Source organism: Allobosea sp. GW821-FHT03A12 (genome assembly GCF_058986765.1).
In genome coordinates this window covers 617,769-630,950 of sequence record NZ_JBYSVZ010000005.1, presented here as the reverse complement: position 1 = coordinate 630,950, position 13,182 = coordinate 617,769, and the positions used below count along the sequence as shown (strand labels likewise).

Annotated in this window: 14 protein-coding genes; 4 read left to right on the top strand and 10 right to left on the bottom strand. The window is 67.5% G+C overall.

Translation table 11 applies throughout. From position 1 onward, the window contains the following. Positions 1-50 precede the first annotated feature (50 nt). The gene (locus AC3WLC_RS21620) at positions 51-863 is read left to right on the top strand and encodes a class I SAM-dependent methyltransferase (RefSeq protein ID WP_493685973.1); all 813 of its coding nucleotides are present in this window, start codon (positions 51-53) and stop codon (positions 861-863) included. A gap of 16 nt (positions 864-879) precedes the next feature. Here the strand turns inward: AC3WLC_RS21620 and AC3WLC_RS21615 are convergent, their stop codons facing one another. Continuing rightward, on the bottom strand, positions 880-1,800 hold the full coding sequence (locus tag AC3WLC_RS21615) for a DMT family transporter (RefSeq protein WP_493685972.1): 921 nt from the start codon (positions 1,798-1,800) through the stop codon (positions 880-882). A gap of 203 nt (positions 1,801-2,003) precedes the next feature. Beyond that, positions 2,004-4,160 carry a sodium-translocating pyrophosphatase gene (locus AC3WLC_RS21610; protein ID WP_493685971.1) on the bottom strand — a complete coding sequence of 719 codons (2,157 nt, stop codon included), beginning with the start codon at positions 4,158-4,160 and terminating at the stop codon, positions 2,004-2,006. 285 nt (positions 4,161-4,445) lie between these two features. Between AC3WLC_RS21610 and AC3WLC_RS21605 the strand changes: the two genes are divergently transcribed. Continuing rightward, a complete protein-coding gene (locus AC3WLC_RS21605; RefSeq protein ID WP_493686104.1) occupies positions 4,446-4,688 on the top strand; it encodes a CopG family ribbon-helix-helix protein in 243 nt (80 codons plus the stop codon). Continuing rightward, positions 4,685-4,981: a type II toxin-antitoxin system RelE/ParE family toxin gene (locus AC3WLC_RS21600; RefSeq protein ID WP_493685970.1), complete on the top strand. Its 297-nt coding sequence runs from the start codon at positions 4,685-4,687 to the stop codon at positions 4,979-4,981. The genes AC3WLC_RS21605 and AC3WLC_RS21600 overlap by 4 nt, the downstream gene beginning before the upstream one ends. Before the next feature lie 3 nt (positions 4,982-4,984). On the opposite strand, the gene AC3WLC_RS21595 is transcribed toward AC3WLC_RS21600, so the two are convergent. The 7 genes from AC3WLC_RS21595 to nrdR all read right to left on the bottom strand — a co-directional run bounded on the left by AC3WLC_RS21595 (position 4,985) and on the right by nrdR (position 10,583). Beyond that, complete coding sequence (locus AC3WLC_RS21595; RefSeq protein WP_493685969.1) at positions 4,985-6,196, bottom strand: MFS transporter; 1,212 nt, start codon at positions 6,194-6,196, stop codon at positions 4,985-4,987. 34 nt (positions 6,197-6,230) lie between these two features. After that, a complete protein-coding gene (gene thiL, locus AC3WLC_RS21590; protein ID WP_493685968.1) occupies positions 6,231-7,226 on the bottom strand; it encodes a thiamine-phosphate kinase in 996 nt (331 codons plus the stop codon). An 8-nt stretch (positions 7,227-7,234) separates the two neighbouring features. After that, the gene (gene nusB, locus AC3WLC_RS21585) at positions 7,235-7,702 is read right to left on the bottom strand and encodes a transcription antitermination factor NusB (RefSeq protein WP_377800727.1); all 468 of its coding nucleotides are present in this window, start codon (positions 7,700-7,702) and stop codon (positions 7,235-7,237) included. Beyond that, the gene (ribH, locus tag AC3WLC_RS21580) at positions 7,699-8,196 is read right to left on the bottom strand and encodes a 6,7-dimethyl-8-ribityllumazine synthase (RefSeq protein WP_493685967.1); all 498 of its coding nucleotides are present in this window, start codon (positions 8,194-8,196) and stop codon (positions 7,699-7,701) included. The genes nusB and ribH overlap by 4 nt, the downstream gene beginning before the upstream one ends. A gap of 119 nt (positions 8,197-8,315) precedes the next feature. Continuing rightward, positions 8,316-8,963, bottom strand: coding sequence for a riboflavin synthase (locus AC3WLC_RS21575; RefSeq protein ID WP_493685966.1), 648 nt, complete (start codon positions 8,961-8,963; stop codon positions 8,316-8,318). After that, a complete protein-coding gene (ribD, locus tag AC3WLC_RS21570; RefSeq protein WP_493685965.1) occupies positions 8,963-10,093 on the bottom strand; it encodes a bifunctional diaminohydroxyphosphoribosylaminopyrimidine deaminase/5-amino-6-(5-phosphoribosylamino)uracil reductase RibD in 1,131 nt (376 codons plus the stop codon). The genes AC3WLC_RS21575 and ribD overlap by 1 nt, the downstream gene beginning before the upstream one ends. Then, complete coding sequence (nrdR, locus tag AC3WLC_RS21565; RefSeq protein WP_493685964.1) at positions 10,086-10,583, bottom strand: transcriptional regulator NrdR; 498 nt, start codon at positions 10,581-10,583, stop codon at positions 10,086-10,088. The genes ribD and nrdR overlap by 8 nt, the downstream gene beginning before the upstream one ends. Positions 10,584-10,844: 261 nt before the next feature. Between nrdR and AC3WLC_RS21560 the strand changes: the two genes are divergently transcribed. Then, positions 10,845-11,795 (top strand): hypothetical protein, encoded by a 951-nt coding sequence (locus AC3WLC_RS21560; protein ID WP_493685963.1) that lies wholly within the window; start codon positions 10,845-10,847, stop codon positions 11,793-11,795. A 22-nt stretch (positions 11,796-11,817) separates the two neighbouring features. Here the strand turns inward: AC3WLC_RS21560 and glyA are convergent, their stop codons facing one another. Beyond that, the gene (gene glyA / locus AC3WLC_RS21555; protein ID WP_493685962.1) at positions 11,818-13,116 is read right to left on the bottom strand and encodes a serine hydroxymethyltransferase; all 1,299 of its coding nucleotides are present in this window, start codon (positions 13,114-13,116) and stop codon (positions 11,818-11,820) included. Positions 13,117-13,182 lie beyond the last annotated feature (66 nt).

The following is a 13,182-nucleotide window of genomic DNA, read 5'->3' as shown; positions in this document are numbered from 1 at the left end:
GCCTTCAGCCCTCGCTATGATACCCATCATTGCCAAGGGTGGGGGTCGCGATGCTGGACTCCGACAAGCTGTTCTCCGGCTCGATTCCGGAAAACTACGACCGCTACATGGTGCCGCTGATCTTCGCGCCATACGCTGCGGATCTCGCCCGCCGCGCCTCTTCACTATCGCCAATGGCCGTTCTGGAGATCGCCGCAGGCACGGGAGCCGTCACCCGCGCGCTGGCGCCGAAACTGCCATCCGGCGCGCGCTATGTCGTCACAGACCTCAACCAGCCGATGCTCGACTATGCGGCTTCGCAGCAGCCGCCGGATGACCGCATCAGCTGGTGCCAGGCCGATGCGATGGCCTTGCCGTTCGACGATGCGACCTTCGACCTCGTCTGCTGTCAGTTCGGCGCGATGTTCTTCCCCGACCGTCCGGCGGCTTATCGCGAAGCCGGGCGGGTGCTGAAGCCCGGCGGGCATTTCCTGTTCAACGTCTGGGACCGCATCGAGGAGAATGTCTTCGCCGACGATGTCACCAATGCGCTCGCGAGGCTGTTCCCCAACGATCCGCCGCGCTTCCTGGCGCGCACCCCGCATGGCTACCACGACAAGGCGCTGATCCGCAGCGACCTGGAGAGCGCGGGCTTTGCCGAGGTGGTGATCGAGACCAGAGCCGAGATGAGCCGTGCCTCCTCGCCCCGCATTCCGGCCGTCGCCTATTGCCAGGGGACGGTTCTGCGCAGCGAGATCGAGGCCAGGGAGCCGGGACAACTGGCGGCTGCGACCGACTACGCCGCCTCGGCGCTGGCGGAACGACATGGCAGCGGCGAGGTCGCCGCCAATATCCAGGCCCATGTCATCCTGGCTGTGGCCTAGCTGGCCGAGCCGACGCCTAGCCGCCCTTCGGCTTTCGCCCCGGCAGCGTCATCGCGAACACGCCGAGGATGACCAGAGCGAGCCCGACCCAGGCGGTCGGGCTCAGGCGCTCCCCGAGGAAGAGAACGCCGATGGCGACGCCGGTCGGCACCCGCAGATAGGCGACCGAGGTCGTCCCGACCGTGCCGATCCGGTCGATCAGCCGGAAATAGAGGATGAAGGCGAGCGCCGTCGAGAACACCGACAGCGCCAGCAGCGCCTGGATCGACGATGCCGAAGGCGCGAGCGTCCAGGGCCGGTCGATGATCAGGCTGAAAGGGATCAGGATCACGGCGCCGCAGATCAGCGAGCCGCAAGCCGGCATGATCGGATCGAGCCCCTTGAAATTGCGGCCGAACAACGCCGCGCCGCCATAGCAGGCCGCCGCCGCAACCAGAGCGAGCTGCGCCCAAAGCTCGCGGCCGAAGCCCGACAGCGCCTCCATGCCGACGATCAGGCAGACACCGAGCAGCCCGGCAAAGACGCCGATGAGCTTGCGCCCGGCCGCCGCCTCGGTGCGAAAGAGCAGCAGGCTGATCAGGAAGGCGAAGATCGGCGAGCCGGCATTGAGGATCACGGCGAGGCCGGCATCGACGCTGGTTTCGGCCCAGGCGATCAGCGTAAACGGCACGGCGCTGTTGAGGCAGGCCTGGATCAGGAAACGCCGCCAGATGACGGGATCGCGCGGCAGGCTGAGGCCGCGCCAGCGGATAACGGCGATGAGGATCGCGCCGGCGATCAGCGTGCGCGCCGCAATCAGGGTAATCGGCGGGATCGTCTCGACGCCGAGCTTGATGAAGCTGTAGGAGCCGCCCCAGAGCGTCGCCAGCACGAGCAGGCAGGCAAGATCGGTCAGGTGGCCGGATCGGGCGGCCGTGGAAGCGGCTGGGGCGGTCATCGGTGTCTCCTCGGATGGCCGGGACCATGACAGGCGAAGGCTGCCCCGTCGCGCGCGAACGCTACGGCCCCGGCCGTAGGCTCGCAGATCGATTCAACCGCCTGGCAATCTGATTCCACCGCTGGCCGCAACCTCCTGCACCCCAACGAAAAACCCCGCGGATCGCTCCGCGGGGCCAGGTCTTGATCAGGCGCTTCTGCCGTTCAGCTATGCGCCAGGATGGCGAGCAGCAGCAGCGCAATGATATTGGTGATCTTGATCGCGGGGTTCACGGCGGGGCCCGCCGTGTCCTTGTAGGGGTCGCCGACGGTGTCACCGGTGACCGAGGCCTTGTGCGCCTCCGAGCCCTTGAGGTGGCGCACGCCGTCCTTGTCGACGAAGCCGTCCTCGAAGCTCTTCTTGGCATTGTCCCAGGCGCCGCCGCCCGAGGTCATCGAAATGGCGACGAAGATGCCGGTGACGATCACGCCCATCAGCATGGCGCCGACCGCGGCGAAGGCCTGGTTCTTGCCGGCGATGGCGTTGATGACGAAGAAGGTCACGATCGGCGCCAGCACCGGCAGCAGCGACGGCACGATCATCTCCTTGATCGCCGCCTTGGTCAGCATGTCGACGGCCCGGCCGTAATCGGGCCGGTCCTTGCCTTCCATGATGCCGGGCTTTTCCTTGAACTGCCGGCGGACCTCCTCGACCACCGAGCCCGCCGCCTTGCCGACGGCGGTCATGCTCATGCCGCCGAACAGGAAGGGGATCAGGCCGCCGAGCAGGAGGCCGACGACGACGTAGGGGTTCGACAGAGTGAAGTCGACAGTGACACCCTTGAAGTACTGGAAGGTGGTCGAGCCTGCCTTGTTGGCCTCGGCCACGAAGAAGTTGAGGTCCGAGGTGTAGGCGGCGAAGAGCACCAGCGCGCCGAGGCCGGCCGAGCCGATCGCGTAGCCCTTGGTGATCGCCTTGGTGGTGTTGCCGACCGCGTCGAGCGCGTCGGTAGAGTGGCGGACCTCCTTGGGCAGGCCGGCCATCTCGGCGATGCCGCCGGCATTGTCGGTGACCGGGCCGAAGGCATCGAGCGCGACGACGACGCCGGCCAGCGCCAGCATGGCGGTGGTGGCGATGGCGATGCCGAACAGGCCGGCGAGGCCATAGGAGACGATGATGCCGGCGATGATCACGATGGTCGGCATCGCCGTCGCTTCCAGCGAGACCGCGAGGCCCTGGATGACGTTGGTGCCGTGGCCGGTGACCGAGGCTTGGGCGATCGAGACGACCGGGCGCTTGCCGGTGCCGGTGTAGTACTCGGTGATGACGACGATCAGCAGCGTCACGGCAAGACCGACCAGCGCACAGCCGAACAGGCCGCCCGAGGTGAAGGTCACGCCCTGCACGGTGGTGAACGACGCCGCGAAGCCGCCGAACATCAGGTAGTTCACGGCGGCGATCGCGCCGACCGAGAGCACACCGGCGGCAATGAAGCCCTTGTAGAGCGCGCCCATGATCGACTGGTTGGCGCCGAGCTTGACGAAGAAGGTGCCGATGATCGAGGTGACGACGCAGGCCGCGCCGATCGCCATCGGATAGAGCATCATCGCGCCGAGCACGGGCTGGCCAGCGAAGAAGATCGCCGAGAGCACCATGGTCGCGACCAGCGTCACCGCATAGGTCTCGAACAGGTCGGCCGCCATGCCGGCGCAGTCACCGACATTGTCGCCGACATTGTCGGCAATCGTCGCCGGATTGCGCGGATCGTCCTCGGGGATACCGGCCTCGACCTTGCCGACGAGGTCGGCGCCGACATCGGCGCCCTTGGTGAAGATGCCGCCGCCGAGACGGGCGAAGATCGAGATCAGCGAGGCGCCGAAGCCAAGGGCGACGAGCGAGTCGATGACGACGCGGTCCGAGGCGGCAAAGCCCTTCATGCCGGTGAGGAAGCCGTAATAGCAGGCGACGCCGAGCAGAGCGAGGCCGGCGACCAGCATGCCGGTGACTGCGCCGGCCTTGAAGGCGACGTCGAGTCCCTCGCCGAGCGACTGCATCGCCGCCTGGGCAGTGCGGACATTGGCGCGGACCGAGACGTTCATGCCGATGAAGCCGGCGACGCCAGAGAGCACGGCGCCGATCAGGAAGCCGATGCCGACATAGGCGCCGAGCAACCAGGTCAGGCCGAGGAAGAGCACGACGCCGACCACGCCGATCGTCATGTACTGGCGCTTGAGATAAGCCTGCGCGCCTTCCGCCACCGCGCCGGAAATCTCCTGCATGCGTTGGCTGCCGGCATCGCGTTTCATCACGTCGCCATAGGCCCATAAGCCGTAGACGATCGATAACGCACTCAAGACAATGATGATGAGCAAGGCCGACATCGAATTTCCTATCCCTGAGATTTCGTCATCCGGGGCAGGACACCCCGACGGAGCCGGTTTTCCGGTTCTTTGAACGCAGGAAACGGCTCTGTCGGCCTCACGAAGAATCAGGCCACAGCGCCGATCACCAGTGTCGGGTGGGATTGTTGCCCAGTTTCCGCCAGAATCGCAAACGGGTCGGCTGACAATTTTGGGGGGATGTCAGTCCCCTTCACTTACGGGGTACACCAGCTTACATTGTGTACGTCGTATACATTCGTAGAGGCTGCCGTGGCGACGACGACCATGACGATCCGCCTGCCGGAAGAGGTCAAGGACAAGCTCGGCCGGCTGGCGCAAGCGACACGCCGCACCCCCTCCTTCCTCGCCGGGGAAGCGATCGCCGCCTATGTCGCCCGCGAAGCGGACATCGTCGAAGGGATCGAGCAGGGCCTTGACGACCTGAAGGCCGGGCGCCTCATCGAGCATGACGAGGCAATGGCGAGGATCGCCCGCAGCATCGACAAGGCCGGTGCTGGCGAGCCTTGATGCGCTCGCTTCTCTGGTCGACTGCGGCGCTCGACGATTTCGAAGCCGCCATCACCCGGATCGCGATTGACGATCAGGCCGCTGCCCAGAGAGTCGCCGGGGCGATCGATCGCGCTGCGCGCCTATTGGCGGAGCGCCCGATCGGGCGACCGGGGCGTGTCACCGGGACCTATGAGAAGACAGTGTCCGGGCTGCCCTGGATCATAGCCTATGCGCTCGATGGCAACAGGCTCGTCGTACTGCGCGTGATCCACAGCGCCCGTGACTGGCCGAAGGGGGGCTGGCCTGGCTGAGGGTCAGCCAGCGCCCACCGCCGCCCGCTTGCCCATCGCCTGCCAGCCAACCAGCGCCAAAGCGATCGCGACCGGTGGGAAGACCAGCCAGTTGACACTGGTCCAGCCGCCGGCGCTGAGCAGGCCGCCCGAGGAGAAGGAAGCGATCGCAACCGAGCCGAAGACGAGGAAGTCGTTGGCGGCCTGGACCTTGACCCGCTCCTCGGGGCGGTAGCAGTCGGTCACCAGCGCGGTCGCGCCGATGAAGCCGAAATTCCAGCCGATCCCAAGCAGGACGAGCGCGACCCAGAAATGCGCGACGCTGAGGCCGGAGAGCCCGACGATCGCTGCGATCGCGGTCAGCAAGAGGCCGGCGGCCGTGACCTTCTCCTTGCCGAACCGCGCGATCAGGCGGCCGGTCAGGAAGCTCGGCCCGTACATGGCGAGCACATGCCATTGGATGCCGAGCGCCGCCTCACCGACGCTGTGGCCGCAGGCGACCATCGCGATCGGGGCAGCGGTCATGACAAAGCTCATCAAACCATAGGCGACGAGCGCCGCGATCACCGAGGCGATGAATTTGGGCTGGCGCATGATCTCGGGGAGCGGCCGGCCGCCGCCGGACTTCGCCTCCTTCACCGGCGGGGCCCGGAGCGCCAGCACGACGCCGATAGCCAGCAGCGCGAGTGCGCCCTGGGCCAGGAAGCTCGCGGCGAAGGGCGCGGCCGGCGTCAGGTCACGCGTCCAGTAGACCGATTGCGGGCCGATCACCCCTGCCAGCAGCCCGCCGATCATCACCCAGGAGATGGCGCGCGGCCTGAACGCCTCGCTCGCCGTGTCGGCGGCGGCGAAGCGGTAGCTCTGGACATAGGAGCTGTAGAGCCCGCACAGGAAGGTGCCCAGGCAGAACAGCCAGAACAGGCGCTCGGCCGCACCGGCCGCAGCGATGCTGGCGCCTGTAGCGCCGATCAGCGCTCCGATGACGTAGCCGTTGCGGCGGCCGATCCGGCGCATCAGGAACGCCGCGGGGATGACGCCGGTGGCGAGCCCGAGCTGCATCAGGCTGACCGGGACGGTGGCAAAGGCCTGGTTCGCGACCAGTTGCGAGCCGACGATGCCGCCGAGCGAAATGACGATCGCGGGGCTCGCGCCGCCGAGGGCCTGGGCGCCGGCGAGCACCAGCGCATTGCGCCTGGCGAGTGTGTCGCCATCCATAACCGGACCATGCTGGTTCATCGCAGCCGCCGCCCCCGCGGCCGCCTGGCCGCCGTCAGAAATGAGCGAAGGAGCCGCGTGCGAACGTTCGCGGCCGGCCCGCTTCGGTATAGCGCACGCTCTCCGCCTCGGCGGTGATGCGCCCGATGCGCGCGAGGCTGAGTCCCGCGGCCTCGGCGGCAGCAACCATAGAAGGAAATTCTCCTTCTGGGATCGTACAGAGAATTTCGTAGTCGTCGCCGCCCGTCCAGGCCAGTTCCGCCAATGCGGGATCGGCCATGACCGCAGTGCGGGCCGCGGGCGAGAGCGGCACGGCGCCGAGGTCGATCTCAGCCCCCACCTTCGAGGCCGCCAGCAGCTTGGCGAGGTCACCCACCAGGCCGTCGGAGATGTCCATCGCGGCCGAGGCATGGGCCTGCAGCGCTTCTGCGAGCGCGGTCCGTGGCTGCGGATGCAGATAGCGGTCGGCGAGGAAGGCGCGGTCGGCTTCCGGGAGTTGGCCGACCCAGGCGGGCCGGTCCGGCCCATGCGCCTTCAGGCCGAGCGCACCGTCACCGATCGTGCCGCTGACGGCGACGATGTCGCCCGGCTTGGCACCGGAACGCAGCACCATGCGGCCGGCAGGCACGCTACCGAAGGCGGTGATCGAGAGGGTCAGCGGGCCGGTGGTCGAGACCGTATCGCCACCGATCAGCGGACAGCCGCCCTCGCCCGCCATGGCGCCGAGGCCCTCGGTGAAACCCGCGAGCCATCCTTCCGTCCAGCCCTTGGGCAAAGCGAGCGTGAGCACGAAGCCATCGGGCCTGGCGCCCTTGGCGGCGAGATCCGACAGGTTGACACCCAGCGCCTTGCGCCCGATCGAGGCCGGCGGGTCGTCGGCGAAGAAGTGCACGCCGGCGACGAGTGCATCGGCGGTGATCACGACTTCATAGCCGCGCGCCGGGCGCAGCAAAGCGGCATCGTCGATCAGACCGAGCCCGGCGCGGCCGGCTATCGGCGCGAAATAGCGGGCGATCAGCTCGAATTCGCCGGGGGACTGGGTTCCGGCCACGGCGCCGCTCACGCTGCCGGAGCGTCGAATTCCTCGGCGCGGACGTCGCGGGCCATCCTGTCGAGCACCGCGTTGACCATGCCGACCTCCTCGCCCTCGTAGAAGGAGCGGGCGACCGCGACATATTCCGAAATCACGGCGCGGGCCGGCACGTCCTTGCGGAAGGCGAGCTCATAGGCGCCGGCACGCAGGATGGCGCGCACCACCGCCTCGACGCGCTTCAGCGGCCAGCCGGAGGCGAGCAGATCGTCGACCGAGCGGTCGACCAGACGCTGCTCGCGAACGACGCCGCCGAGCAGATCGCGGAAGAAGGCGATCTCGGCCTTGGGGAGCTCGATGTCTTCGACTTCCTTGCCGATCCAGAAGGCCTCGAACTCGGCCATGGCCTCGACCACGCCGCGCCCGCCGACCTCCATCTCGTAGAGCGCCTGGACGGCCGAGAGCCGCGCGCCGCGGCGCATCTCGGATCGGCTCATTTCGACTCCTCCGCCAGCGAGCGCTTGTAACGCAGCACCGCGAGCGCAGCTTCCGCCGCGCCGCCGCCCTTGTCCATCTCGCTGCGGTTGGCGCGGGCCCAGGCCTGTGCCTCGTTCTCGACCGTGAGGATGCCATTGCCGAGCGGCAGGGCGAAGGCGACCGACAGGTCCATCAGCGCGCGCGAGCTCTCGCCGGCGACGATGTCATAATGGCCGGTCTCGCCGCGGATGACAGTGCCGAGCGCGACGACGGCCTCATAAGGATCGACCGCCTCGTCGGCGGCGCGCAGGCCGATGACGATGGCGGAGGGGATTTCGAGCGCGCCGGGCACGGTGACGACGTCGACGCGGCAGCCAGCCTTCTCCAGCACGGCGGTCGCGCCGGCGAGCAGTTCGTCGGCCAGGCCGTCGTAGAAGCGGGCCTCAACAACGAGCACGCGGACATCGTCGAGCGGAGCGGCTGAGGCAGCCGAAGATTGCCGGGATCCGGCCATGGCGTCTTCCTTTTGCAAGAGATGGTGCCCGTGAATATCCAAGCACCAAAGCCCTCATCCTGAGGAGCGGTTTCGGCAGAAACGGCTCCTCAGGATGAGGGCTGAGCGTTGGGCCGGCTTTAGCCCCCCGGACGCGCCTCCGCAAGCCGCGCGGCATACCGCGCCATCAGATCGACCTCGACATGGACGCCGTCCCCCTTGCGGCGCTCACCCCAGGTTGTGACGCTGAAGGAATGCGGGATCAGCAGCACGGTGAAGACGTCGTCCTCGACGGTGTTGACCGTCAGCGATGTCCCGTCGAGGCAGATCGAGCCCTTGGCAGCGATGAAGCGCGCAAGCCCTTGCGGCGCGCGGATATGGAAGCGCGCCGTCGCGCCCCAGGGCTCGCTCGGATCGGGCGCGATCTCGTCGATCTTCAGGATGGTGCCGACGCCGTCGACATGGCCGGTGACGAGATGGCCGCCGAGCTCGTCGCCCATCTTCAAGGAGCGTTCGAGGTTGATCTTCGTGCCGGGCGCCCATTCGGCGACCCTGGTCTTCGCAAGGGTCTCGGCCGCGGTCTCGACCTGGAAGATGCAGCCCGCCTCGCCATCCTCGCGCGGCTTGAGCGCCGTCACGGTCAGGCAGACGCCGGCGCAAGCGATCGAGGCGCCGAGCTCGATGCCGGAGGCTTCCCAGGGGCACGAGATATCGAACTGCTTCAGGCTCGGGCCCTTGGTCTGCGCGCGGGTAACGGTGCCGATGGCGGTGACGATGCCGGTGAACATCAGGCGATCCTCGTGAAAACTTCGAAACGGTCGCAGCCGATCTGCCCGACCTCGGTGACGGCGTAGATTTCGGGATCGGCGAGCAGTGCCGCAAGCCCCGGCCGGACGGCGACGATGCCCTCGGCCCCGAGCGGCTTCGGCGAGGTCGAGACGATGACCTCGTCGGCGAGGCCCTGCAGCGCCAGTTGCTCACCGATCGTCGGACCGCCCTCGGAGAAGACGCGGGTGATGCCGCGGGTCGCCAGCAGGCGCAGCGCCTCGCGTAAGTCGAGATGGCCATCAGCGCCGCGCGAGACGCGCATGACCTCGACGCCGGCGGCAACGAGCCTCTCCTCGGCCGCAACCGGGGCATCCTCGGCCGCGATCACCCAGAGTGGCACGGTCGCCGCCCCCCGCACCAGCTTGGCGTCGAGCGGCAAGCGCAGCGAGGAATCGAGCACGACGCGGATCGGCGAGCGGATTTCAAGTCCGGGCAGGCGCACGGTCAGCAGCGGGTCGTCGGCGAGGACGCTGCCGATGCCGAGCATGATCGCGTCATGGCTGGCGCGCAGGCGATGCACCCATTCGCCCGATTCCGGGCATGAGATGGCAAGGCGCGCGCCCCCTGCCCCGCCGGCGAAGCCATCGGCCGTACGCGCGACCTTGAAGGTCACCATCGGCCGCCCTTGCGTCACCCGCAGGACATGGCCGCGATGGCTGCGCTGGGCCTGGTCCTCCAGCACGCCGGTGACGACCTCCAGGCCGGCCATGCGCAGCAAGGCATGGCCGAGGCCGGCAATCTGCGGGTTGGGATCGGACATCGCCGAGACGACGCGCCGGACGCCGGCGAGCAAGGTGCGCTCGACGCAAGGCGTGCCGCCGCGGACGGTGCGGTGCGAGCAGGGCTCCAGCGTGACGTAGAGCGTGCCGCCGCTCGCAGCGGCGCCAGCCTGCTCGAAGGCCATCGCCTCGCCATGCGGACGGCCGCCCGGCTGCGTGTGGCCTTCGCCGACGATCACCGAACCGTCCGTACCATCGCGCACGACGACGGCACCAACGCTCGGATTCGGCCAGGTACGGCCGAGCCCGCGCGCGCCAAGTTCCAAGGCCCACGCCATGAAGGCGCGGTCGATCGCGTTCTGATCAGGCATCGTCGCGGGCAGGAGCCGGTTTGGTGCCGATCTCGATCTCGTCGCCGCCGAGCTGGCCGAGCAGCTCCTCGAAATCGCGGGCCTCGCGGAAGTTCCGGTAGACCGAGGCGAAGCGGACATAGGCGACGTCGTCGAGCGATTTCAGCCCCTCCATCACCAATTCGCCGATGGTCGAGCTCTGGATCTCGCCCTCTCCCGAGCTTTCGAGCTGGCGGACGATGCCGTTGACCATGCGCTCGATCCGCTCGGGCGCGACCGGACGCTTGCGCAGCGCCACCTCGATCGAGGTCTGCAGCTTGTCGCGGTCGAAGGCGGTACGCCGGCCCGAGCGCTTGACCACGGTGAGCTCGCGCAGCTGCACGCGCTCGAAGGTGGTGAAGCGGCCGCCGCAATCGGGGCAGACGCGCCGGCGCCGGATCGAGGCGTGGTCGTCGGTCGGCCGCGAATCTTTCACCTGGGTATCGAGCGAGCCGCAATAGGGACAGCGCATGAATGGGGCCTTCAGGTTAGCTTGAGGGACGATAGCGCCCGCGGCCCTTCATTGCCCCAGCCATGCCGTCGCAGGCCAGCGAAAAACGACCAGCCGACGGCAAGGGAGCAAGCACGAGATCGCATGACGCTCCGGCAGCCGGATCGCAGCGCTCGCAAGAAATGACGCCCAACGAGTGGCCTTCCCATGGCAAGGTATCGTCCTGCGACCCGCCTGCGCCTGCCTGCCGATCCACGAAGCTCGCCAATCGGAGTTACGCAGATGTCCAATGATAGTGTCGGCGACGCCTTCGGCGGCCTGGTCGTCCTGGCGTTCGACCTTCTCGACAGCGAGATCCACAGGTCTCCCGAACGCCTCGCCGAGATCCTCAAGAGCCCGGTCGTCCTGTCGACGGCACAGAAGGGGCTGCTGAGCTTCGCGAACGCCAAGCTGAAGAGCCAGACGACGCAGCTTTCGTTCGAGGACATCCAGAAACTCCGCTCCATCGGCGACGACGTCCTGTCGAAGGCGGCGGACGAGTATTTCAAGCAGATCAAGAAGTCGTCGGCGTATAAATCGCTCGAAAAGCAGCTCGATGCCTTCAAGGAGGCTGCCAGCTCGTCGGCCCTTGGCGTCTGGGTCGATCAGCACAAGGGCATCGTCTATGTCGTCGGCGCGGCGCTGGCGCTCGGAGCAGGTGCGGCCCTCTTCGTCACCAAGCCGAACAATGGCGCGGTGACGCTCGGCCTGCAGCAGCTGGAGAAGCTCAAATTCGAGGTCGTCAAGCTCGGTGCGCTGAAGCTCGGCGTCGGCGGCATCGTCTTCGACCCGACAGCTGAGCTGGTCGGCGCCAAGCTGACCGGCAAGCTGAAATGGGACCGGCTGAAGCTCGATCTTTCGCTTCAGGTGGTGACCAAGTCGGCCGCGATCGAGAAGGTCGAGGGCGAGGTCATGGTCCAGTACGGCTCGTTCGAGCTCAGCGGCATCGTCAAGAAGGACGTCACCAAGCCGACCGTCGACCTCAATCTCAAGCTAAGCGCGACCGATGACCGCTTCAACGTCTCGGTCGCGGCGCAGGTCAAGGACGGCCAGTTCGGCGGCAGCGCCTCGGCCGGCTACAAAATCACCAAGGGGCTCGACCTCAACGCCGAGCTCAGCCGGACCAACCGGGGCGATGCGCCCGGCGGTCCGGAGAACCTGTTCATGATCAAGCTGACCGGGACCTTCCCGTAAAAGAGGTCCCGCCCGCTCCCGCTCAGTAGATCGGGAAGCGCGCGGTCAGCTCGTGGGCCTTGGCCTTGACCGCCTGCTCGACGGCGGCGTTGCCCTCCTCGCCATTGGCGGCGAGGCCATCGAGAACCTCGGCGATCAGCTCGCCGACCTTCTTGAACTCGGCGACGCCGAAGCCACGCGAGGTCGCAGCCGGCGTACCCAGGCGGATGCCGGAGGTGACCATCGGCTTCTCCGGATCGAAGGGGATGCCGTTCTTGTTGCAGGTGATGTGGGCGCGCCCGAGCGCGGCCTCGGCCGCCTTGCCGGTCACCTTCTTCGAGCGCAGGTCGACCAGCATCAGATGGTTGTCGGTGCCACCGGTGACGAGGTCGAAGCCCTTGCTCTTCAACGTCTCGGCCAGCGCCTTGGCGTTGGCGACGACGGCATGGGCGTAGGTCTTGAACTCCGGCCGCAGTGCCTCCTCGAAGGAGACGGCCTTGGCAGCGATGACGTGCATCAGCGGCCCGCCCTGCAGGCCCGGGAACACGGCCGAGTTGATCTTCTTGGCGATCGCCTCGTCATTGGTCAGCACCATGCCGCCGCGCGGGCCGCGCAGGGTCTTGTGCGTGGTGGTGGTGACGACATGGGCGTGCGGGAACGGCGAGGGATGGGCGCCGCCGGCGACGAGCCCGGCGAAATGGGCGATGTCGACCATGAAATAGGCGCCAACCTTGTCGGCGATCTCGCGGAAGCGGGCGAAATCCCAATGGCGAGCATAGGCCGAGCCGCCGGCGACGATGATCTTCGGCTTGTTCTCGATCGCGAGGCGCTCCATCGCGTCATAGTCGATGATCTGGTCGACGACGCAGACACCGTAGGGCACGACCTTGAACCACTTGCCGGACTGGTTGACCGGGGCGCCGTGGGTGAGATGGCCGCCGGCGGCGAGGTCGAGGCCCATGAAGGTGTCGCCGGGCTGCATCAGCGCCATGAACACAGCCTGATTGGCCTGCGAGCCCGAGTTCGGCTGGACATTGGCGAACTGGCAGTCGAACAGCCGGCAGGCGCGCTCGATCGCGAGCTTCTCGGCGATGTCGACGAACTGGCAGCCACCATAATAGCGCCGGCCCGGATAGCCCTCGGCGTATTTGTTGGTCATCACCGAGCCCTGCGCCTCGAGCACGGCCTGCGAGACGATGTTCTCCGAAGCGATCAGCTCGATCTCGTCGCGCTGACGACCGAGCTCGAGCTCGATGGCGCGGGCGATCTCGGGATCGACATCGGCAAGGCCGGCGCCGAAGAAGGAGTTGGAGAGGTGCTTGTCGCGCGCGGCGTCGGTCATGTCCGGCTCCTGAAAATGCGGCGGCCGATCGCGGCCGATCCCCGCGCGGTCCCTATCACGCAGAGT